This is a genomic window from Bacteroidota bacterium (genome assembly GCA_040388375.1).
Classification (GTDB): domain Bacteria; phylum Bacteroidota; class Bacteroidia; order UKL13-3; family UKL13-3; genus JAAFJM01.
This window is the reverse complement of sequence record JAZKBU010000004.1, coordinates 191,124-214,775: the sequence shown is the minus strand read 5'-3', so window position 1 is coordinate 214,775 and position 23,652 is coordinate 191,124. Positions and strand designations below refer to the sequence as shown.

At 36.7% G+C, this 23,652-nt stretch carries 20 protein-coding genes; 13 read left to right on the top strand and 7 right to left on the bottom strand.

Annotated elements, in window-relative coordinates; translation table 11 throughout:
• The first annotated feature begins 21 nt into the window (after positions 1–21).
• The 3 genes from V4538_06665 to arfB all read left to right on the top strand — a co-directional run bounded on the left by V4538_06665 (position 22) and on the right by arfB (position 2,070).
• On the top strand, positions 22–273 hold the full coding sequence (locus V4538_06665) for a hypothetical protein (protein ID MES2380703.1): 252 nt from the start codon (positions 22–24) through the stop codon (positions 271–273).
• A gap of 114 nt (positions 274–387) precedes the next feature.
• On the top strand, positions 388–1,620 hold the full coding sequence (gene clpX / locus V4538_06660; protein ID MES2380702.1) for an ATP-dependent Clp protease ATP-binding subunit ClpX: 1,233 nt from the start codon (positions 388–390) through the stop codon (positions 1,618–1,620).
• 27 nt (positions 1,621–1,647) lie between these two features.
• Entirely contained in the window at positions 1,648–2,070 is a 423-nt protein-coding gene (arfB, locus tag V4538_06655) for an alternative ribosome rescue aminoacyl-tRNA hydrolase ArfB (GenBank protein MES2380701.1), read from the top strand.
• Positions 2,071–2,149: 79 nt separating this feature from the next.
• Here arfB and V4538_06650 read toward each other — a convergent pair whose 3' ends face one another.
• Positions 2,150–2,938, bottom strand: a complete 789-nt coding sequence (locus V4538_06650; GenBank protein ID MES2380700.1) for a 2OG-Fe(II) oxygenase — start codon at positions 2,936–2,938, stop codon at positions 2,150–2,152.
• 217 nt (positions 2,939–3,155) lie between these two features.
• On the opposite strand from V4538_06650, the gene V4538_06645 reads away from it, so the two are divergent.
• From V4538_06645 to V4538_06630, 4 genes are all read left to right on the top strand, one after another.
• On the top strand, positions 3,156–4,490 hold the full coding sequence (locus V4538_06645; protein MES2380699.1) for an NAD(P)/FAD-dependent oxidoreductase: 1,335 nt from the start codon (positions 3,156–3,158) through the stop codon (positions 4,488–4,490).
• Between the two features lie 106 nt (positions 4,491–4,596).
• Positions 4,597–5,037 (top strand): DUF4440 domain-containing protein, encoded by a 441-nt coding sequence (locus V4538_06640; protein ID MES2380698.1) that lies wholly within the window; start codon positions 4,597–4,599, stop codon positions 5,035–5,037.
• Between the two features lie 335 nt (positions 5,038–5,372).
• The gene (locus V4538_06635) at positions 5,373–6,992 is read left to right on the top strand and encodes a carboxyl transferase domain-containing protein (GenBank protein ID MES2380697.1); all 1,620 of its coding nucleotides are present in this window, start codon (positions 5,373–5,375) and stop codon (positions 6,990–6,992) included.
• 239 nt (positions 6,993–7,231) lie between these two features.
• Entirely contained in the window at positions 7,232–7,588 is a 357-nt protein-coding gene (locus tag V4538_06630; protein MES2380696.1) for a hypothetical protein, read from the top strand.
• A 472-nt stretch (positions 7,589–8,060) separates the two neighbouring features.
• Here the strand turns inward: V4538_06630 and V4538_06625 are convergent, their stop codons facing one another.
• A complete protein-coding gene (locus V4538_06625) occupies positions 8,061–8,807 on the bottom strand; it encodes a class I SAM-dependent methyltransferase (protein ID MES2380695.1) in 747 nt (248 codons plus the stop codon).
• 1,009 nt (positions 8,808–9,816) lie between these two features.
• On the opposite strand from V4538_06625, the gene V4538_06620 reads away from it, so the two are divergent.
• Genes V4538_06620 through V4538_06610 form a run of 3 tightly spaced genes read left to right on the top strand, consistent with a single transcriptional unit; the run spans position 9,817 to position 12,857 of the window.
• Positions 9,817–10,848, top strand: a complete 1,032-nt coding sequence (locus V4538_06620; GenBank protein MES2380694.1) for a hypothetical protein — start codon at positions 9,817–9,819, stop codon at positions 10,846–10,848.
• Between the two features lie 3 nt (positions 10,849–10,851).
• A complete protein-coding gene (locus V4538_06615; protein ID MES2380693.1) occupies positions 10,852–11,793 on the top strand; it encodes a Gfo/Idh/MocA family oxidoreductase in 942 nt (313 codons plus the stop codon).
• On the top strand, positions 11,790–12,857 hold the full coding sequence (locus V4538_06610; GenBank protein ID MES2380692.1) for an NAD(P)-dependent oxidoreductase: 1,068 nt from the start codon (positions 11,790–11,792) through the stop codon (positions 12,855–12,857). Before V4538_06615 ends, V4538_06610 begins: the two co-directional genes overlap by 4 nt.
• On the opposite strand, the gene V4538_06605 is transcribed toward V4538_06610, so the two are convergent.
• On the bottom strand, positions 12,835–14,313 hold the full coding sequence (locus tag V4538_06605; protein MES2380691.1) for an oligosaccharide flippase family protein: 1,479 nt from the start codon (positions 14,311–14,313) through the stop codon (positions 12,835–12,837). The two genes, V4538_06610 and V4538_06605, sit on opposite strands and share 23 nt — an antisense overlap.
• Before the next feature lie 131 nt (positions 14,314–14,444).
• On the opposite strand from V4538_06605, the gene V4538_06600 reads away from it, so the two are divergent.
• The gene (locus V4538_06600) at positions 14,445–15,233 is read left to right on the top strand and encodes a galactosyltransferase-related protein (protein ID MES2380690.1); all 789 of its coding nucleotides are present in this window, start codon (positions 14,445–14,447) and stop codon (positions 15,231–15,233) included.
• Between the two features lie 77 nt (positions 15,234–15,310).
• On the opposite strand, the gene V4538_06595 is transcribed toward V4538_06600, so the two are convergent.
• The gene (locus V4538_06595) at positions 15,311–17,179 is read right to left on the bottom strand and encodes a CHRD domain-containing protein (GenBank protein MES2380689.1); all 1,869 of its coding nucleotides are present in this window, start codon (positions 17,177–17,179) and stop codon (positions 15,311–15,313) included.
• Between the two features lie 135 nt (positions 17,180–17,314).
• Between V4538_06595 and V4538_06590 the strand changes: the two genes are divergently transcribed.
• Positions 17,315–17,704, top strand: a complete 390-nt coding sequence (locus tag V4538_06590; GenBank protein MES2380688.1) for a hypothetical protein — start codon at positions 17,315–17,317, stop codon at positions 17,702–17,704.
• Positions 17,705–17,776: 72 nt separating this feature from the next.
• Here V4538_06590 and V4538_06585 read toward each other — a convergent pair whose 3' ends face one another.
• The 3 genes from V4538_06585 to V4538_06575 form a co-directional block, all read right to left on the bottom strand.
• Complete coding sequence (locus tag V4538_06585; GenBank protein ID MES2380687.1) at positions 17,777–18,286, bottom strand: peptidylprolyl isomerase; 510 nt, start codon at positions 18,284–18,286, stop codon at positions 17,777–17,779.
• An 86-nt stretch (positions 18,287–18,372) separates the two neighbouring features.
• Positions 18,373–19,017 (bottom strand): response regulator transcription factor, encoded by a 645-nt coding sequence (locus tag V4538_06580; GenBank protein MES2380686.1) that lies wholly within the window; start codon positions 19,015–19,017, stop codon positions 18,373–18,375.
• A 64-nt stretch (positions 19,018–19,081) separates the two neighbouring features.
• Positions 19,082–22,036 carry a triple tyrosine motif-containing protein gene (locus V4538_06575; GenBank protein MES2380685.1) on the bottom strand — a complete coding sequence of 985 codons (2,955 nt, stop codon included), beginning with the start codon at positions 22,034–22,036 and terminating at the stop codon, positions 19,082–19,084.
• 88 nt (positions 22,037–22,124) lie between these two features.
• On the opposite strand from V4538_06575, the gene V4538_06570 reads away from it, so the two are divergent.
• Entirely contained in the window at positions 22,125–23,642 is a 1,518-nt protein-coding gene (locus tag V4538_06570; GenBank protein ID MES2380684.1) for a T9SS type A sorting domain-containing protein, read from the top strand.
• The last annotated feature ends 10 nt before the right edge of the window (positions 23,643–23,652 follow it).

Sequence of the window (23,652 nt, the reverse complement as noted above, 5' to 3'; positions counted from 1 at the left end):
GTAATAAAAAAAGTAACGGATATGAGAAACGTTTTATTAGCACTTATTTTTACAGTATTGGGTTACGTGCAACTAAATGCACAAACGGTATATGTAACAGAAACAGGTAAAAAATACCATGCAAAAAACTGTAACCTAGCCAAAACAGGCAAAAAGGGAATAGAACTAAAACAAGCTTTAAAAGAAAAATATACACCTTGTGCTAATTGCAAAGCTTCCGAAATAAAAGAAGAAAAAACAGAAGTGAAAAAGCCTGTTAAAAAGAAAAAATAAGAACCATTAAAAATAGCTAAAAGCATTTATCCGGCATAAAAGAACATTTATAGTGTATGATTGTTAGTATATTTGCAGGCTAAATTTTATTTAAAGTAGCTGTAAAAAAAATTCATGGCAAAGAAAAACGAAGACAAATGCTCTTTTTGCGGGCGAGGCAGAAGTGAAGTGCAATATTTAATTGCAGGTTTAGAGGGCTTAATATGCGAAGATTGTACTAAACAAGCGTATAGAATAATAAATGAGGATGAAGAAGTTAAAACATCAACCCCCATCAACAAATTAAATTTACTAAGACCGGCTCAAATAAAAGCGCACCTTGATGAATATGTAATTGGTCAGGATGATGCTAAAAAAGTACTGAGTGTGGCCGTATATAACCACTTTAAGCGCTTGTTACTAAAAAGTAAAAAGAACGACATTGAAATTGAAAAAAGCAATGTAATGTTAGTAGGCGAAACAGGAACGGGCAAAACATTATTGGCAAAAACATTGGCCAAGGTTTTAGATGTTCCGTTTTGTATTGCCGATGCTACCGTAATTACCGAAGCTGGTTATGTGGGCGAGGATGTAGAGAGTATTTTAAGCAGGTTATTACAAGCAGCCGATTACAATGTAGAGGCAGCCGAAAGAGGAATTGTATATATTGACGAAATAGATAAAATAAGCCGTAAAAGCGATAACCCAAGCATTACACGCGATGTAAGCGGGGAAGGAGTGCAACAAGCCTTGTTAAAAATTTTAGAAGGCACAACCGCCAATGTACCACCACAAGGAGGCCGTAAACACCCTGATCAGAAAATGATTCAGATAAACACCTCAAACATTTTATTTATTTGCGGTGGAGCCTTTGATGGTATTGACAGGCATATTGCCCGCAGATTACAAACACAAGCCATTGGTTTTAAAAACGAAGAAGATTTAAGCAAAGTAAACAGCACTAATTTATTGCAATACATTAGTCCTGCCGATTTACGCAGCTTTGGGTTAATTCCTGAAATTATTGGTCGTTTACCTGTATTGTGTCATTTAAACCCACTGGATAAAGAAGCCTTACGCAACATATTGACCGAGCCTAAAAATGCGCTGGCCAAACAATACAAATACCTTTTTGATTTAGAAAAAATTGATTTGAGTTTTACCGATGAGGTAATAGATTTAATTGTAGATACAGCTTTCGATTTTAAATTAGGTGCACGCGGTTTAAGAAGTATCTGCGAATCAATTATGCTTGATTTAATGTACGAAGCGCCTGATATGGTTACTAAAGGTAAAATAGAAATAAGCCTGGCTTATGCCAAACAAAAAATAGAAGCATTGAAATACAAAACATTTCAAGCCGCTTAATTTCTCCCTGTTTTTTTATTACTTACTATGACACGTTTTAGTCCTCCTTACCTGAATGCCGAGTTTGTTTACAAAACAAGCAGGAGCGGAGGTAAAGGGGGCCAAAACGTAAATAAAATTGCCAGCAAAGTTCAACTGGATTTTGATATAGCCAATTCACTTATTTTAACTGCGCAGGATAAAACAATTATTCAGGAAAAGTTAGCCAATAAAATAAGTGCTGATGGTTTAATACAGGTTGTTTGCCAAACAGAAAGAACCCAACTGGCCAATAAATTGATTGCTATCAAAAAGATTTATGCGCTCATCAATAAATGTTTCATCGTAAAAAAACTACGCAAGACAACCAAGCCCAGTAAAGGAAGCGTAGAAAAGCGTTTAACCACAAAAAAAACAAAGGCGCAAACAAAGAAACTACGCGCAAAACCGGTTTTTGATAAAGGAGACTAATAAAAAAACCCTTTTCAGATTAATATATTTATACAATACATAATTTAAAAAGGGTTAATAACAAGGTATAAGTATAAACTTAAAGCGTAATGCCGAGTTTTCGTAATTGGCGTTTAATAAAGTTTTTTGCACCCTCTTTTATAGGTGTTAAAGCTTTTTTAGCTGCACTATCAGTGGGTCTTGCTTTAAATACAGTATCATGGTATTTAGCCGCATCTTCCCTTAAAGTAGTGTAGTAGTATGCGTAAAACGACTTACGGGTTACACCTTCAGGTAATTTTATTTTATCGTAACCATGGTAGCTTATTTCGTTGGTTTCAAATATTACACAACGGTTCATAGCCGGAAACACCTTTTTATCAAGGTTAGTCATATCAGCATTCCACAATTCAGTATGCCCGCCATATTCTTCTTTCCAGTCCTTGTTAAAAAATATCAATAAATTTATCCTGCGGTGAATGCCCCTGTCAGCATGAATATTAAAGTCTATATGAATATCCAAGAAGCTCCCATTACCACCTTGGTGTAATCCGCCACCCAATGCATCAGGTACCGAAAATAAGCCATCAATACCCGTAATTTTACTCATTATTTCGCACCACTCCCTGCTGTGTAACTCCTCACGCATTTGAGTAAATACTTCAGGGAAATCTTCAAAGTTTGAGCCTTCAGCTTTAAACTCGTTAACACCTTTGTATTTTTTGTTAAACACATCTTCCTTAGGAAAATTATTAAACATAAATTCTGCGGTGTCAGCATCTAAAAAATTATCAATAACCAAATGGCGGTAAGGTTTTGCGTGGTCAAACTCTTCGGCCATTTTAGCTATACTTTCCGGGGTAAACAGGCTGCTGTTAACTAATTTCATATAGTAGTATTTTAAAGCAAATGTATGAGTTGTTTAGAATTTTTCTAAATAGAAAAGCAATCCGTAAAAATAATTTAACAAAGCCCAATATAATTTGGCTGAATACGAATGTCAAAAGCGTAACCAGCACTGATTATTAGGCATAGTATTTTTGATAATTATCAACTAAACTGCAACAGTTTTTAGGTATTTTTACCAACTCATATATTCAAATACAATGGCAGAAAAAATTACAATTATTGGCGGAGGTCTTTCAGGGTCTTTATTATCCATTTACATGGCTAAGCGTGGTTTTGAAGTAAATTTATTTGAACGCAGGCCCGATATGAGGAAAAACAAAATCTATGCGGGCAAATCAATCAATTTAGCCTTGTCAACCCGCGGATTAAATGCCCTATCAAAAATTGGTTTAGATGCAGAAGTTTTAAACGATGCCATCCCAATGTTTGGCCGTATGATGCATAGTGTAAAAGGAGAAATTACCTATCAGCCATATGGTAAAGAAGGCCAGGCTATTAATTCAGTTTCGCGTGGCCGCTTAAATACCAAGTTGGTTGAATTGGCCGATGAATTTTCCAATATAAATATACATTTCAATGCCAAATGTATTGATGTAAATATAGCCAAAGGCTATAGTGTTTTCGAATTAGAAGATGGTACTACCAAAGAAGTTTACAGCGATAGAATAATTGGTACCGATGGTGCTTTTGCAGCCACCAGGGCTAAAATGCAGGTAAGCGACAGGTTTAATTACTCGCAAAGTTATTTGCACGTAGGTTATAAAGAATTAATTATACCAGCCGGTCCCGATGCCTCCTTTTTAATGCATAAAGAAGCATTGCATATTTGGCCAAGAGGCTCTTATATGATGATAGCTTTGCCTAATCCAACAGGCGATTTTACCTGTACTTTATTTATGCCTTTTGAAGGCGAATATGGATTCAGCCAGTTTGATACCAAAGAAAAAGTAGTTAGTTTCTTTAATACCAATTTTCCGGATGCAGTAGCCTTGATGCCAACCTTGGCCGAAGACTTTTTTGTAAACCCGACCTCAAGTCTGGTTACGGTTAAATGTTTTCCGTGGGTAAAAGAAGATAAGCTAGCTTTAATGGGCGATGCTGCACATGCCATTGTTCCGTTTTACGGACAGGGAATGAATTGCAGTTTTGAAGATGTAGTAGTGTTTGATGAATGTGTAGAAAAGTATTATCCCAACTGGACAAAAATATTTGATGAATACCAAAACCTGCGTAAGCCTAATGCAGATGCCATAGCTGATTTAGCCGTTCAAAATTATTATGAAATGGCCGATAAAGTAGGCGATAAACATTTCCTGCATAAAAAACATATAGAGCATGATTTAAGCGATTTATATCCTGATAAATTTAAATCGCAATACGAATTGACCACCTTTAGTCTTTCATCATACAGTTATGCTTTAAGCCAGGGCAAAAAGAACGATATATTATTAGAGAAAATTATTGCCGATGGTGCAGAAGATAAAATAAAAGATGCAGCCTATATGGAACAATTGTGGCCCATTATTGCTTAATATAAAAGTAGTATAAAAGCGACTACTTTACTTTCAGCATGTGAATAGCGAGCATGCAGAAACCATATTGACTTTTATATTTGTATAGAACAAAAAGTATATAAGTATGAAAGCATTTTTTTTTATCCTATCGTTTGTAGGTATAGCAACAAGCCACTTGTTTGCACAAACCTATACAGCCGAAAAACTAAGCATCAGCCAGATTTTAATTAAGCAACAAACCGAATGGAATAAAGGGCATATAGAAGGGTTTATGGCTTCGTACTGGAAAAGTGATAGCCTCGAGTTTGTAGGCAAAAAAGGATTGACCAAAGGCTGGAAAAATACATTGAACATGTATAAAAAATCGTACCCCAATACTGCGGCTATGGGTATGCTTAATTTTGAAATCATTAAAATAGATGTGTTAACAGGCGATGCGGCTTATGTAGTAGGTCGCTGGCAACTAACACGCGATAAAGACAAAGGAAACCTAGGAGGATATTTTACACTCCTATTTAAAAAAATAGATGGAGAATGGGTTATTGTATCCGATCACTCATCGTAAGGGCATAAAAAAAGGCAGACTTACTGCATCGCACCGCTACAACTTTACGCCCTTGCTTCGATCAAGACCTGGGGGATTAAAAGGAGCTGGTCGTACAGAGCCTGCCGCTGCGAAAGTAAGTTTTTCTTTATAACAAGCAAATCTTTATTTTAAATAACACCCTGTTCCAATTTTTACCATTGATTTTTAGCCATAAATGATTCATTTAAAATATAGGATACATAAATTTTGATATTAGTTTTTGAATGATAGTTTTGCGAAAAAGATATTAAGCCCATTACAATTATTATAAACCCAATAAGCTTTTAACTAATGGTTATTAGCCACAATAAAACATGCAAAATTTAATAGTACAATTAAACGAACGCTTAGAAAAAATTTACGAAGGTGGTGGAAAAAAAGCGGCTGCCAAACAAAAGGAAAAAGGAAAAATGCTTGCCCGCGAGCGGGTAGATTATTTGTTTGATAAAGACAAACCGCGTATAGAAATTGGTGCATTGGCGGGTTATGAAATGTATGAAGAACATGGTGGTTGCCCGGGAGCAGGAGTGGTTGTAGAAATGGGTTACGTAAGTGGAAAACAATGTATTGTAGTAGCCAACGATGCTACCGTTAAAGCAGGTGCATGGTTTCCCATAACAGGTAAAAAGAATTTACGTGCGCAGGAAATTTCAATGGAAAACAAACTGCCTATTATTTATTTAGTAGATAGTGCAGGCGTTTACTTACCCATGCAGGATGAAATATTTCCCGATAAAGAACACTTTGGTCGTATTTTCAGGAACAATGCCGTAATGAGCAGCATGGGCATTACCCAGATTGCCGCAGTAATGGGTAGTTGTGTAGCAGGTGGAGCTTATTTGCCTATTATGAGCGATGAAGCCATGATAGTAGATAAAACAGGCTCCATATTTTTAGCAGGAAGTTATTTGGTAAAAGCAGCCATTGGCGAAGATGTAGATAATGAGACCTTAGGTGGCGCAAGCACCCATTGCGAAATTAGTGGAGTTACCGATTATAAATTTGAAAACGATGCAGCTTGTTTAGACAGGATAAAACGCATTATGGATAAAATTGGCGATTTTGACAAAGCAGGTTTTAACCATGCTACACCGGTTGAGCCGGCCAAATCAATGGACGATGTGTACGAAGCCGTAGCCAATTTTACCAAACCATTTGATGTAATGGAAATTATAGAACGTTTGGTTGATGCAGGTAGTTTTGATCCGTACAAAGAACTGTATGGAAAAACTATTACTTGTGGTTATGCCCGTGTTGATGGCTGGGCAGTAGGTATAGTAGCCAATAACCGCCAGGTGGTAAAAGCCAAAAAGCCAAAACAAAGTGCTGCCGACAATCCGGTGGAGATGCAGATAGGAGGCGTTATTTACAGTGATAGCGCTGATAAAGCAGCCCATTTTATAATGAACTGTAACCAAAAGAAAATACCATTGGTTTTTTTACAAGATGTTACAGGCTTTATGGTAGGTAGTCGTAGCGAGCATGGCGGTATTATAAAAGATGGAGCCAAGCTGGTAAATGCACAAGCCAACTCAGTAGTGCCTAAGTTTACCATTATAACAGGTAACAGCTATGGAGCCGGTAATTATGCCATGTGTGGCAAAGCTTACGACCCACGATTAATAGCAGCCTGGCCCAATGCTAACATTGCCGTAATGGGTGGAGCGCAGGCAGCCAAAGTTTTATTGCAGATAGAAGAAGCCAGCTTAAAAGCAAAGGGGCAAACTATTACGGATGAAAACAAAGCAGAATTACTAAAAACAATAACCGACAGGTATACCAAACAAACATCACCCTATTATGCAGCAGCACGTTTATGGGTTGATGCTATTATTGATCCGAAAGAAACACGCAAATGGATCAGTATGGGTATAGAAGCAGCTAACCATGCTAAAATAGAAAAAGAATTCAGGCCGGGCGTTATCAGAGCCTAGGTAAGAAATAAGTTACTAATAAAAAAGCCACATTGTTTTTTCAATGTGGCTTTTTTGTGAATACCCAACTGTCGTAGCTAGTGTGAGTGTCCGCAAGTGGCGTGTAATTGTTAAGTAGTTTATAACAACAATTTCCAAGGACGACCTAAAATCAAAAGAGCGTTTACGGGTTGTAAACAAGTCAACCATCTAACAATCCAACAATTGCCATTAGGCAATTGTTCCCTATTATTGCAACATTGAAAGGAAATAAACACATACTACGCACAAGCATAGCTTTGATAGCGCTATTTGTTTTGTATTGGGGGCAGCCCAAATTACAAAACAGTGCTATTCCCAAAACACAAACCCCTCCACAGCTTAGTACAAGTGTATTAAAAACATCCGCTTTCGAACACAGCACAGGCGTTCAGTTACAGCGACCGTTTAGCACACAAAGCAGTAGTCAATCCAAACCCGAACAATCGTTTATTTACCACCATTCAAAAGCCATTTTCTCCTTATGCCGGTATGGTTTTTTACAACTGTACAATGGTAAAATAAAAGCCTATATCCATTTTCCCGAACGTATTTTTTTCTGTGTTTACAGGCTGTAGGAATATAAGTTGATATTCAGGCTAAAAAGCTTGTATACTTATTTTTTATCCATTCACATTTTAATAAACATACTTATGACCGATGATAAAAGACAGTCACGAGGTAATATGATTATGGCCATTGTATTTGGTACCATATTAGCCATCGGGCTCATTATAAACTTTATGTTTTAAATATAAAAGGCTTGCCATACGGCAGGCCTTTTATATAACTATTTTTTGAACAGCAGCAATCGCTCGTGTCCCGTGAGTGAGCATATAGTAAAGCCTCCGGCTGCAACAAATTACAAAGCGCGAGCGTCCGCTCGTGTTATAATTGAACACCAACAACAGCTAAAAATCAAAAGGGCATTTACTACCTGTCAACAAATTAACCATTCAACCAATTTTCAACCAAAACTGATATAAAACAACATAAGAAAGCAGGATGGATTTTACAAAAGGGGCATAAATAATATGATTTATATAAAAGTTAGAAGTTTCGAAAAAAATCATAGTTAGGCTCCTTGTTAGATTGCTTTCTAAGCATTACTAGTCCACTAGAGTTATTCCAGTATAATTTCCAGTATAATGGCTGTAATAGTAAATAAGGATTCCTAATTATACGCCTTAAGAAGAAAACTTTACAACGAAGAAACTTTTCTTCTTTTACTCTTTCCGACCAAAGTAATGTATAATCTCGGTACCGTAATAAGTATTTAATACTTTTAATCGTTGATGGAAAATGTCCATCATGTAGAGCCATAATTCCACCAGATTTTAAAACTTTGTCAAAAAGAAAAACATCAGCAATTTTATAATCTACAGTGTGCCACCCATCAATGAAAGCAAGGTCAATTTGTATATTTTTATTCAACAGATAATTAACAACACCAGAATAAGAAGGTTCAGGCACAAATTTTAGTGGAGTATTTAAATTTGTTTCTTCTACTAGTTTTAGCCCAGCATCGTCAAACGCAGTTGTTTGCATTGGGTCAAAAGAGAAATGGGTACCATTTGTTTTATTATCAATATGAGCTTGGCAGAAGGCAACAGTAGAAGCACCACATGCAAGACCAGCTTCTGCGGTTATTTGTGCTTTTTCAGATATGGTTTTTTGGTATAGAAAACGCGCTTCCTCAAGCATAATTGAACCTGAGGTGGGAATTTCTCTGCCTGTTTTTCCATTTGTGTTTTGGCTCTCATATAAGGCATAAAGTTGTTGAGGTAGCTTTTTCATAAATTACAAAAATAGGTTAATTGGGTAGAATACTAACTAAATAATCCAATAATTTTATTATTGGCATACTTATTTGTCATTAATCTATTTATTTGAAAAGGCACACAATCCTTGTTTATAACTATTGATAAAATTATTGCTTGCGATTCGCAAGTGAGGGTGAATTCTCGTATCCATGGTTTGCTTTACTCGTTCGCCCTTGTTGGTGTTCTTCACCACCAACCGCTAAAGTTACATTCAGATGTTCGCGTTTTACCAGTGAGTATATAGAGCAAAAGGCATTTGTCTCCGCCAATCCGAACCTGAAAAGAAAAGTGTTGTTTTAGCGTGCTAATTTTATGTTTATTTGAAAATGGCGATGTGGCTTCGTGAGGAAGAAATTAAGTACAAATAATTTGTTGGTGAAGAACACCAACAAAGGCTGAATATGATTATGGCCATTGTATTTGGCAGCATATTAGCTATAGGACTCATTATAAACTTTATGTTTTAAATATAAAAGGCTTGCCACATGGCAAGCCTTTTTTCTGTGGCCTGGCTATATACTGGTCGTAGCAGTAGCGAGACGCGAGCATATAGATAAAAAGTACAAATGATTTGTTGGTGTTCTTCACCAACAAAGGCTAAACCCAATCGCATCCGTTCGCGTTTCTTAGCTGGCGCGAGCATCCGTTCTTGCTATAATAAAATACAGAAACAATGACCTTGAAAAGGTCAAATATCAATAACAAAATAAAGCAACGAATTTATGCGACCACATTAGGGGTCGAATGTTTTAAAAGAACGAACAGCCCGAAGCCAATGCATAACCATTGCCTTTAGCTAGTGCAAGCATCCGCTCGTGCTAATACATCAATGTCTAAACAACAATACAACCATTTAGCAATTCGCCAACAAATCAATCCATAAACCAATCAACAATACCACAACCAATCAACCTTTTTTTGCTAAACCCGCAGGGAGAAGTATATTGCATATAACATTTCAAATTCACTCAACCTCGTAAACGATGAAAAGAAACATCCTCTTAGTCCTTATAAGCGTTTTTTTAGGACTGAATAATAGCTATGCACAAACCTATAAGTTAAATAAAAAGCTAACCATTTATACACCTAAACTAAAAGAATCGAAAGAAGCATTAGATGTATTTATTGCACGTAATGCCACCAAATTAATACGCAGCGAGCAAAACGAATATTTGGTTTTAGGCGAGTTTGAGTTAGATAAAACCAAGCTGTCTGCCTTAGACTCATTAGGTAAAAAAATAGGCTATATTACCGAGAACAATTTCAATGCAGAAAATACCCGTGATAAAAAAGTATTGATAGAAGATGAGCTGGCCGAAGAAGAAGAAGCACTCAAAGAAAACAAAGCGAAATTAGAAAATGCTACCTTGGAGAAAAAAGAAACCAGCTATTACCAATCAAGAGCGCAGGAAGCAGAGCGCAACATAAAAAGGTTAAAAAAATTGCTGAGAGAGTTTTCAAACAACGATTCAACAGTTGGGGTGAGTGTGCGCATATACGATGAAATAAGTACCCCCAGCTCATCAGGCAGAATATCATTTGTAAACATGCCCGGTTTCGAAATGGGTTATTTGTTTGTAGAAAATCCGAAGGCAGGCCAAAGCAGCAGCATGTACCGGAGTTTTGCCTGTAAGTATTTATTTACCCGCGGCAAAAGCTATTTTACTTTAGGCGTGTATAAAGATGAAAAAACCAACGACATTGATACAGGCCGCATACGCGAAATGTTCTTTTTAAATTTCGGGCAAGACTTTTACCCCAAACATTTCGGGCGTGGCAAAAGAAAATACTTAAACCTATACACCGGCTACCAAATAGGCGGATTTATAAGCAATACCAATGGCGATAAAACCAGTAACTTTATTCCCAATGCCAATATCAGTTTAGGCTTAGAGCTATTCAAATCAAAACATGTTTTAATAGATAACAAGGCAAGTTATTTTATGCCCTTAAATGAACTGAACCGAAACCTGAGAGGTTTGGTGTACAATGTTTCCTTTAACTTTGTGTTTTAAAGCATGAGTAAAACAGTTGGTTTAGTAGGTGCGGGTAGCATAGTAGCCATGTTCTATATCAGAGTATTAAAGTCATTGGGTTTTACATCCATACTGCTTTACGATATAGATACCGCGCATGCCCAACAAGTAGCTAACCAATACCAGGTACAGCAAGTAGATTGGGCAGCTATTGCAGAAAAAACAAGCATCATAATAATTGCCACACCACCGCATACCCATTTCGATTTATTGCAGCAACTCATTACAAAAGGCAAAACCATTATTTGCGAAAAGCCCTTTGTTTATTTGCGTGAGCATGCCGAAGCTTTGGTAAAACAAGCCGAGCAGCAGGAAGCCAAATTATACGTAGCCCATATACGCAGGTTTTTCCCCGGTATAGCATTAGCCAAAGAATACATTGCCAACAATGAAACAGGTAAGCTATTAAAAGCAACACTATGCGAAGGCGGACGCTTTAGCTATAAAACACATTCAGGTTACGTATTTCAAAACCCATACGGTGGTGTGTTGTTAGATACTGGCTCCCATGTATTAGATAGTTTTTTATACGTAACAGGCTTGACCAAAACGCCCATCAACTGTACCGTACAACAAGCTGTTAAAGACAAAGCAGAACCCGCCCACGAAGTAGCCTATACTTTTGATGTGAACGATATACCTGTATCATTAAAGCTATCACGCTTAGAGCCATTGGCCAATAAAATAACGCTGTATTACGAGTTTGGCATCATAGAAGTACCCTTAGGCATAAAACCCAATATAAGCATTACCACCCCAAACGGACATTTTGTGGTATCAGCCGCACATAGCTGTATCAGCTACATGAGCGAAGCTTTTAAACAAGAATTAGATAGTATATTGGTAAAACAGGAAGCCAACTTTTTAGAAGCAGCCGATTTTATAAACCTGAGTATGATACTCGAAACATTGTATAAAGCATGAAAACAATAGCCATTATAGGAGCTAACGGTTATGTGGGGCGGCATTTGGTTAAAGCATTGGCGCCCCATTACCAAGTAACCGCTTTGTACAGAGGTGCTGCTATACTTACCCCTCCTGTTGCCGGAGTTGTTTACATGCCATTAAACGATTGCAACCATACCTTTGATGTAGTTATTAATACAGCCTATAACCTGTCAGATACACACCAAAAAATAGCCACAGACAACAGCGCCCTATTGACACTGATACATAAGCTTTCCAATACACACACGCAAATAATCCATTTAAGCAGTATAGCCGTATTTGGTTTTGGTTTAGATAAACCCATCAAACCCACAGCCATTAAAACAGGTCCCGATTATAACTACGTGTTTTCAAAAGTAGATATGGAAAACAAATTGGTAAACGCCTTTCCCTCACAGCAACTATCCATTATCCGTTTAGGCAATGTTTGGGGAGCAGGAAACAACTCCTGGACACAACCCATAGCCGATGCCATTACGTGGAGCTTACCCGTATTAAGCCCCGAAAAAAGTTATTCCAATATTACCTTTATTGATAATATTACTGCCTACATTCAATACATTATAGAAAGCGAAAAGCAACAATTGTTTCACCATTTGGCAGAGTTTAACAACATAAGTTGGCAACAGGTAATTAGTGAATTAAGTAGCTGTTTAGGCAAAGTACCCATACCCATAAAAGAAGTTTCCTTTTACCCCAAAAGTATAAGCGAAGAATTAGATAATGTTTTTTCAGGGAACCTATTAACAAGCATAAAAAAGCTGAAGACAGGCCGCTTTACTGCCAGTTATTTTCCGCAGCGTTTATTTGTTTTTATACAACAACAGCTAGCTAAAAGAAAAGGAGGCACAAGCCACAGCAAACCATTACCACCTTACCAAGCCGATGCTACCTTTTATTGGGTATTAACCACCAATAAAAAGTTTGAGTTACAGGTGTTAGCAGGTTGGGAAGCACCCCACAGTTGGGAAACGTGTATGCAGCAAACCAAACATTGGTTACAACTTGCCGGTTATATTAACGAGCCAATAGCCCCGTAAAAGCCTTTTTGCTGCGATTTAAAGTATTCTTTATCAAGGTTTTGTCTATGAGGTGCAGGTACCACGATAACGCAAAATACAGCGCAAATAACAAAGCCCCCTTACCAAACAAAAACAAAATACTGTTTTCCAATATACCTTGAAAAGGAGCAATCAATAAAAAAGTAAGCGCTAAAGCTTTGAGCAAGGACAGGTAAGGAACTTTAAACCCTAAGCGAAACGAAGTATACCAAAGACCCAAACTTACCGATAGCAAAACAACAATAGACTTAGCCCAGGCTGCACCCGTTAAGCCATTGTTTTGTATACCTAAATACAAGCCAATTAAAAACAGCAAAGCACAAACAATATCCTGCGCCAGTAAAAACCTTGACTTACCCAAACCTACATGCATATTCATAACCACATAGCTGCAAGTACCCGGCACCATACCCACCAATAATATTTTTAAATACAAGGCCGACTCCACATACTTATAAGTGTAAATAAGCGTAACAATTTGCTCCGCATTAAAGTAAATAAACACCCCAATAAATATAACCAGCCAGCTAAAGTGTTTAAAGAATTTTTCAAACGTTAAAGAAGCTTGTTCCTTGTGGTGGGCAATACCCGCAAAATAATAAAGCAAAGAACCCGTAGCCAGTTTTAAAGGCTCCATAAATAACGACAATACAGAGAAAGCAATGGTATAAACAGCCAGCTCGCTGTAATCAATATATTCTTTTAGAATACTCAACTCAAACCGTTGCCAAACAATAGTAGCCAGTATAGCCGATACACCAAAATACAAAGACATTTTATAAATAGCTTTACTAGAAGGCAATTCAAAATGGCTTGCTTTAGGTAAAACCGTAGTAGTTTTTACAGCCATAAAAACAGTGCTGCCATAACCCAAACAAAGTAAGCCATTAACCAATAAGTAAGTATATATATAAGCCCCAGCACCATAAAGCGGAAGGCTCATCATTAAAAAAGAAATGCCAACAACAGCCACAATAACATTGATGATAAAAACCTTTTTATACGCATACACACTTTGCACCAGTACCTGCAAATAGCTTAACAGTATTTGCGAACAACCAAGTATAATAATGATACCCATATTGGTTACAGCTAAATTATTTAAAAACAAGAAAAGCAATACCCCAATGCTGATGACTAAAGTAATACCCATAGCTAACACTGCATACCGAACCAGTTTAAGCAAACCCTTTACATGATGGTTTAAAAAAGCCTGTGCAAAATTTCTACCCAATACATTCGGGAAGCCTAAGTTTAAAAACAACCACGACAAATTAATAATAAGCATGATGTATTGAATTTCACCAAAGGCCGCTTTACTGAGGCTGCGCGAAGTAAAATAGCTGGTAAAAAATATAAACAAGTAAAACACTATTTTACCTAAAGTATTAAATACAGTAGTATTAAATAAAGTGGGTTTAACAGTATTGCTCATGGGCTAAATAAATACCTTTATAGCTTGCTTATGCTTAATAGGATGATTTTACAAGTATATCAAATCAAAGTTGATAAATAAAGAGAGGCAAATTTTTAAAACACCGAAGACTCCTTTACTTTGCGCATAATATGGTTGTTAAAAAGCTGAAAAGTAAAATACCCACGTTTATTAGTTTTCCTTTTTGGTATGTTTTTAAAGCACCACAACGTAAAGTAAGCTGGTTTACTTTGTATGCAGATATACAAGGCATCCTTATCTTTTTATACAGGCAACTGGTACCTAAAAAGCCATTACAACCCGTTTCCATTTGCACCGGTATATACAACCGTTCCGATAATTATTTAAACAACCTGTTAGCCAGTTTAAATAAGGCTGCCAACAAGGAATTAATAGAGTTATCTGTTTTTGATTGTAACTCAAACGATATAGAAAATTTACAGGCGGCTATCAGGCAGCAATGGAAAGGCAAGCTGGTTTTCAATAGCGAAAACAGAGCTTTCAGCCGCTCCTATAGTTTTAACAAAGCAGTAGCGCAGGCAAACTCGCCTATTGTTTTTATTTGCGATGCCGATTTATCATTACCCCAAAACATAGTGAGTTTATGCAATAACTACACAGGTAAAAAAACAGTTTGGTTTCCTATTTATTTTTTCCTGTTTAAAAATAAGCCCGTTAAAGTGGCCAAAGAAAATGGCGTATGGGAACAGTATGGAAGTAAAGGCATGTTTGCCTGTACCAAAAAAGCGTACGAACAAATAGGTGGACTAAACGAACAATATATCACTTGGGGTTATGAAGACACCGAACTGTGGTTGAGGTTTCATCAAGAAAAATATACCATTATCCGTAACCAACAGGCCAGTTTTTTTCACCATTGGCATACCACACACAATCCTAAGTATGCCCATTTAAACTAGTATTTGAAGTATAAAAAAGAGGCGAGTTGAAATTTTCAACTCGCCTCTTTTATGGTTTAGCTTATTTTATTGATAAACTAGTTTTTCATTAATTTATGGTTGCTTACCGACTCACCATTGATAGATAAACTGATAAAATAAATGCCATTGTTTAAGTTACTTAAATCAATAGAATAATTGTTATTACCCGCTTGTACCGCTTGAGTAAGTGTTAACACTTTAGCACCTGTAATTGAGTAAAGTACTACAGTAGCGGAGCCACTTACTTTACTGTCAAAAGTTATTTGCGTTTGTGCAGCAGCAGGGTTAGGATATACATTTAACGAAGATTTGTTTACTAATTTTTCATTCACACCCGTACTTGTGGTAGTATCAGTAGTAGCTGATGAAATGCGGTAGTAACGCATTAACTGACCTCTTATTTCTCCATTGGCAAATGAGGAGGTGTGTATGTTAACATAAGAACTATCGTTTCTTCTCATGGCTATAGAAGTAGTATTGTTAAAGTTGTTATTGGCTTTTAAATACAAGTAGCTTCCGTTATTGGTAAACGGATCCAAATCCATAGCTACTGCACCCGCTTGTCCGGCTTTACCAAAGTGAATATGCCCCGCAGTAACAGTACCTTGTAATCCGTCAAATGCAACCATGCTGTGTAAATTAGTACGGTCGCGGTCGTAACTGGCTACAGCCGTTCCTTGTGCGCCACTTGGTGTGCTTGCTTGCATGCCGTTTAATTCAGCTATAAAGCCTTCTCTCGCTAAACGGTAAACCTGTCCGCGTATTTCACCACCCGGGTTGCTGTCAGTATGTACTACAAAGTAAAGGCTACCTTTTAATAATTCGCTTAATAACATAGGCGTTAAAGGATTGGTAGCATCCGTTTTGGTCCACATACCCGAAATCATATTACCACCCACCACAGTTACTTCTTTTACTACACCACCACTCATATTGGCTTCGGCATTGTGAAAATGAGCAGCATTAGCCGGACTGGTTAAGCCCGTAAAAAACACATGGTATTGTAAAGTATCCATGCTGTTGTTTAACCACAAAGTAGATACACCATAACCCATAGATGGTTTAGCTAAAGTGCCACCACCCGCAGTAATAGCTGCACTGTTTAACCAAGCATCAAAACGTAAGTTTTTAGAGCTTCTTAACTGGCCGCGTATTTCACCACCTGGGTTAGCAGCCGTATGTAAGTTTAAATAAATACTGTCAGCCATTAACGAAGCCAATAAAGGAGTCCAGTCAGCAGCAGCTATGGATACACCACCAACAAGCGATATACTATCAGCCATTATTAAATCTTCTAAATGCAAGGCAACAGCACCACTTTGTCCCATTTTACCAAAGTGTAAATGTACACCGTTTATTTTATTGCTTAAGTTGGTAGCTACTCGTATGGTAGCGGTATCGCCTTTCATACCAAAATTAATAGCAGCATGGCCAATAGCTGTTGAACCAGTACCCGCTTGCGTTCCGTCTAAAGAAGCAGCAAAACCCCAGTCAGACTCTAATTTAACAAAGCCTAAAATTTCAACAGCAGGATTAATGGTAGTATGCACTGCTACATATAAGTTACCTTGAATAAAGTCGTTTAATAAACCACTTAATTGTGTACCAGTTAAAAAACTACCAACAGTATTACCTAATACCTTTCCGTCAAAATCAATAATAACATTGCCACCCGTACGGTTGTTGTGAATATGGTAACCCGTTATAGCGCTGCTTAGTTTAGCGGCACTAATAGTAAAATAAAGCGTATCGCGGGTGGAGTTAAGCATAAATGCGGCAACGCCATTTCCAGTAGAAGTTAAACCCGGAGCAGGTTGTAAGCGGGCAGAAAAAGTTAATCGGTCAGCCAAATGATCGGCTTTGCTTGCGTTAACACCTATAGTTAGGCAGGCAAGCGTAACAAGGGAGTGTACTATTTTTTTCATATATGTATTTTTTAATGTTGTGAATGCATATACGGGAACAATACAAGTTTGGATTTTTACATTTAAAAAAGAAGCTGTTGTAGGAAGAAAGTCAAAGCATTAAAACCATAAACACAATTTATACGTACCTATAGCATGAAAGTTTTTTTACTGATAATATTAACAATGTTGTTATTTGCCTGCAAACACGATGCAATGAAGAATGTAGTGATTGAAAAACCATTGCCTAATGATAGTTTAATGTGCGATACCGCAATGGTTACCTATAGTATTACCATTAAAAATGTATTGACTGAAAATTGTTCACGCTGTCATGGTAGCAGTGTTTATACTACCAAAGGCAGCGGATATAATTTGGAGGATTATACCGTTTTAAAAGCTGAAGTTGACAACGGACATGTGGCAAAAGCCATTAACCATAGCCCGGGTGCAGTACCTATGCCATTGGATCAAACACAAAAAATGAGCGATTGTAATATTAGAAAAATAATGATTTGGATAGCCAATGGAGCTCCCCAAAACTAATGTCACAATATAAAAAGAGGCAGGTTGAATTTTTCAACCTGCCTCTTTTTTTCAGTATTTATAATAACCTAATTAGTGGTCGTGGTGTCCGTCTGCTCCATGTGCATGGCCATGGCTTAATTCTTCTTGTGTGGCTTCGCGTATATTCAATATTTTGCCTTCAAACTTTAAATCAATACCGGCTAACGGGTGGTTAAAATCCATTTCAACGTATTCGTCAGTAATGTCTACAACTACACCTTGTAATTGGTTTCCGTCCTGGTCCGTCATAGGTACCAAAGCACCCACGTACACGTATTCTTCTTCCAGTTTACCGTCTTCATTAAAAAATGAATCAACAGGAATTTTACCAATTTCTTGTGGCTGGTGATTTCCATAAGCATTTTCAGCATCGATGGAGAACTCAAACGTATCGCCTACGTTTTTACCTTGTATATTTATTTCAAACTCAGGAATAAGTCCGCCCGAACCAAATAAAAATACCATTGGATTATCAGCAGAAGTTTCTTCAATTTGTACTCCTGTTTTATTGTCTGATAGCTTGTAACTAAGCGTTACTACTTTGTTTGCTTCTATTGCCATGTTATTGATAATGTAAAAAATAAAGGGCGAAAGGTAAGTATTATTGCTATGCTAACCTAAGAATTATTCCGAAAGCAATTTACCTGTTAAAACCACCTGTTTTTAACGGCTAAGTTAACAGCTTGTATTTTACTGTTTACATGCAGCTTTTGGTATATTTTGGTAATATGTGTTCTAACGGTATGCGGACTGATAAATAGTTTTTCTGCCACACTTTTATAATCCAAACCATCTACCAAACCCTTTAATATATCCATTTCGCGTGGTGATAAAACAGTTTCTTCTACTTGTTTCTTTTCTATTTTGGCACCCATTAACAACTGTAATGCTTTACGGGCTATACGCGGGCTCATGGGCGAACCTCCATATTCAACAATTTGCCAAAGGGCATCTATTATTTTATCTACGTTTTCATCTTTTAGCAAATAGCCAATGGCTCCGGCTTTAATGGCTTCAAATATTTTGTCATCATCATCAAAAACAGTGAGCATCAAAAACTTGGTATCAGGGTATAAGCCGGTAGCAATATTTACGGCTTCTATGCCGTTCATGAGGGGCATGTCTATATCCATTAACACTACATCAATGGTTTGTTTTTGTGCTTTTATCTGGTTTAAAAAGTCTTCGCCATTAGCGGCTAAAAAAACAACGTTTATGTCTTTCAGAAAACTTAGTTTTTCTTGTAACGATACCCTATTGGGTTGTTTATCATCAACAATAGCAATGTGCATGATTTTATTTTTTTTGCTATCAAAAGTCTCCATATGGTTGTAATTCATCAATACAGCAAATGCACTATTTTAGTTGTAAAATAAGGGTAGTTCCTTTTCCTTTTTCAGCCTTAATAATAAGTTCAGCCTCCGTTTCCTTTGCCCGAGCCTGCATATTAATAAGGCCGTAATGTCCTTTTTGGTTAGCCTCATCCCAATTAAAACCAACTCCATTATCGTTAATGGTAAAAGTAAATACAAAATCGCTGTTACTATCAAATTGAATATTAATCACGGTGCACCGGGCATGTTTTAAACAATTGTTAAATGCCTCCTGGCAAATACGAAACATATTTAGTGCTACCGCAGGCGATAGTGTTTTGGTATGCATAAAATGCTCTTGAAAATGTACTTGTACGCCAGTATTAAATTCAATCATTTTCAATGCAAATTGCTTAAACCTGTCGGCAAAATCTTCTACCGTTAATTCAGTATGGCTAATGGCCCAAATAGTTTGCCGCAAGGTAAGAATAGCGTTACGTCCGGCTTCGCTCAATGATTGTAAGCGAAGCTGCTCCTCTTCTTTGTTTATTCTGTCGGGGTGTTGTAACATCCACTCTACATTGGTAATAAGGTAACTAAGTTGTGCTCCTACATTGTCGTGCAAATCGCGCGAAATACGTGAGCGCTCTTGTTCCAGTTTATGTTGTACTTCTAACTCACGTTTTAACTTAATTTTTTGGCGGTTTATGTAAACCAGTATAATGCTTCCAATACCTGCAATACTTAATAAAAACAGCAGTGCATAAAACCATGTTCGTTGCCAAAACGGAGGAATAATATTGATAAACAATTCACGGGCTTGTGGGTTCCAGTGCCCATCGCCATTGGAAGCCAGTATTTTAAATATATAATTGCCGGGAGGTAAATTGGCATAACGGGCAAAATGTCTGGTGCCACTTTCAATCCACTTTTCATCTATACCTTCCATTTTATATTGGTAAGTATTGTCTTCGGGTTGGCTAAATTCCAAAGCAGAAAAATCAAACGACAAAGTATTTTCTAAGTAAGAAAGGGTAAGAATATTAATTTCATTATAGGCCGTATCACTTTTATAAGGCATATCACCTAACAATATTTCATTGATGGCAATTTGAGGGACTTTTTTGTTTTCAGTTAAAATGGTTGGATCAATTACATTTATTCCGTTTACACCTCCAAAATAAAGTAACCCCTTTTCATCTTTATAATAGGCGCCTGTATTAAACTCGTTGCTTTGCAAACCATCGTTTACACCATAATGTTTAAAAGCAGCAGTTTGAGGATTGAATACGCTTATACCTCGGTTATGACTAAACCAAATTTTACCATTATTATCCTCCAGTGCACCATAAATGAAATTGTTTTTTAGTCCATTGTTGGAGGAGTAATGGGCTTCAATTGCTCCATTTATGTTTAACACATACAAACCAACAATCGTGCTAACGTATATTTTATTGTTGGTAGTAATCAGTATTGACTTAACAAAATCCCGCACTTTTGTAGGGCTAGTTTTTTTTGTATTTAAATTATACAAAAGCAATCCCTTTGTGGTACCCAATAAAACACTGTTTTGATTTAACTTAATATGGCAGTTAATATTATTATTTTGAATACTAAGTATTTTTTTGTCGGTAAATACATTGAAAATAGCCGCATCATCACTGTTATTTCTGTTTAGCCAAAGTTGATTGCCTACTTTTTGGAAGTAAGGGTAGTTAATAGCGTAAAACTCCTTATCAAAAGGTATACTTTTATAACTCCTTGTTTTAATATTGTATTTATAAATACTGTTGAAATGCGTAAGTAGCAACTCATTTTCTGACAATTTATACAGACCGTGAACGGTGGCATTAGGAGCCATTACTTCAGGCTTAAATGTTTCATAATAGCCATTGGAATCAAAAATAGTAAAACCTTCAGCATGACAACCCGCAAATATTTTCCCATCGTTGGTAGTAGTAATTGATTTGAATAAGCTTTTCTTGGGAGAGTTGTTTGTATAATGTTTAAACTTGTTTTTGTAGGGTGAATAAATATGTAGCCCTCCTCCATTGCTGCATATATATAAATTGCCATTGTCATCTTTTTTTACTGTTTGAACATAAGGATAGGCGTCATTTTGTTTGTATTCAAAAGAGCTAATGTGTTCCTCATAGTTTAAGGTTTTTGCATCAAATACAAATAATCCTGCTTGGCCTCCAACGTATAATTTATGATTATAAACAATACCTCCACTAAAACGGTAATAGGCCGTATCTGCATTCGCATATTCCTTTACGCTTATTATTGCAGAGTCATTTACAACAGTAAAAATAGCGGCCTTATTACCTAAAAATGAGCAAAACATATTTTCGCTTAATGAATGAATGGTAGAATTGATTGGAAAAGGGGTTGAATAGAGTTGGAATGATAAAGAATGAGGTTTAAATTGAAGGATAGTATTTCTTGAAAAACCAATAAAAAAGGAAGACCCTATTTTTACGCTTGCAATAAGAGCCCCGTATGAATTATGCCAGTATTGGTTTGCAAAAACGGTATGTTTTAATTGAAAGGTTTTTAGGTCAAATCCGTAAATGTATTTGGCAGCAGATACTGCCCATAGTATTCCATCATTATCTATCCCCATAATGCTTATTCCATTTGGGTTTTTAAAAATGTTATTGAAGGTATTATTCACCCGGTTATAAATGCTTAAACCCCTGTCGTGCCCAACCCATAAATTGTTTAAAGAGTCTTCGTAAAAATTAAACCCGGTAGTACCATAAATAGAATTGCTATCATTTGTTTCATGGCGGTAATGGTGCATTTTATATCCATCAAAACGGTTCAGTCCATCGGCAGTTCCAATCCATAAAAAACCTTTATAATCATGGGTAGCATCCCATACCGTATTTTGAGCCAAACCATTGTCTACATTATAGGTGGTATAGTTGCGCTGTAATTGCGCAAACAATATCTGGTTGAATAATGAAATAATAATGACGAGTACTTTTTTCATTGGCTGCTATAAAAATACAGCATATGCTGTATTTACCAAATTTTAATAAGGTTAGATTTTTGTTCCGTACAAATCAAACAAAATCATCATGAAAAAACTATTACTGATTATTGGAACATTATTGCCTTTTTTAAGCTTTAGCCAGGATGGCTTATTAGACCAAACTTTTGGAACCAATGGCATTGCATTGGCTGAAGGAAATTACGCTGCTAAGGGTGTAAGTATACAAACCGATGGAAAAATTGTAACAGCGGGCTCCAAGAGCGATGCCAGTGGCACCGATTTTTGTATAGTGCGCCTTAATAGCGATGGAAAATTAGATAATACTTTTGGCACCGATGGAGTTGTAGTTGTTGACTTTAGTACCAAAACAGACAATGCATTGGATATGGCTATACAAGCAGATGGAAAAATGATAGTAGTTGGCTCGGCTATTATAAGCAACCATACCGACATTGCTTTGATTCGCTTAAACACCAATGGTAGTCTTGATAATACTTTTGGAACAAATGGAAAAGTAACAACCAATATTCAGGGCACATCAAATGATGTGGCCAGTAAAGTGGTTATTCAGGCAGATGGAAAAATAGTAATTATTGGTTCAGGAGGAACAGATATGTTTAATGCCAATGTAGTAGCCAGATACAATACAGATGGCAGTTTAGATAATACCTTTGATACAGATGGCAAACTGCTTGGTGTTTCTTTTGCACCCGTATCGCTCAATACTTTAAGCGATATAAAAATACTGGCTGATGGTAAATTTATTATCAGTGGTTATTCAAGTAACCAACCCGCTATTGGAAAATTAAATGCTGATGGCAGTTTTGATGTAGCTTTTAATACGACAGGTAAATTAGTTATTAGTGAGACAATTTTTGGCGGAAATGTATGTCTTGTTGCTGTTCAGGCAGATGGCAAAGTAGTTATGAGTTATGGCTCAGGTACTACTTCTGAATTAAAATTATTGCGCCTTCAAACCAATGGCAGTTTAGATACAGACTTTGGAACAGCAGGAAAAGCAAGTATAAATATAGGCGCTAATAATGATTATGCGATGGCTATAAAAACACTAAGCAATGGAAAAATTATTGTTTCAGGTTCAACATACGTAAACAGTTCTGCAACCGATTTTTTTATTGCCCGGTTAAATAGCAATGGGTCACTTGACAATACTTTTGGTACAAATGGCTTTACCACTACTTCCGTAACTACAGCCGATGGTGACAGGGCTGAGGCAATGGCTGTACAAAGCAATGGTAAAATAATTGTAGCGGGAAACAAATGCACTGGTAGTTGCAATTATGTGGTGCTAAGGTATAATAATACAAGTGGTGGTGGTACAAACACCCCAAGTATAAATGAAGCTGTTAAAGCCAGTATTTTCCCCAATCCGGCTAACTTGGAAACAACCATAAAACTAAGCGAACAAGCTCATGAAATGAAGGTAATAATTACCGATAAATTAGGAAAAGAAATGATAAGAAGGGAGTCTGTAAATACCAGTGAAATGAATATAACATTGGGTGAATTAACAAAAGGTATTTATATGGTGCAGGTAATAGCGGATGGCGTTGTTTCTACTCAAAAATTATTGATTCATTAAAAAGCAAAAA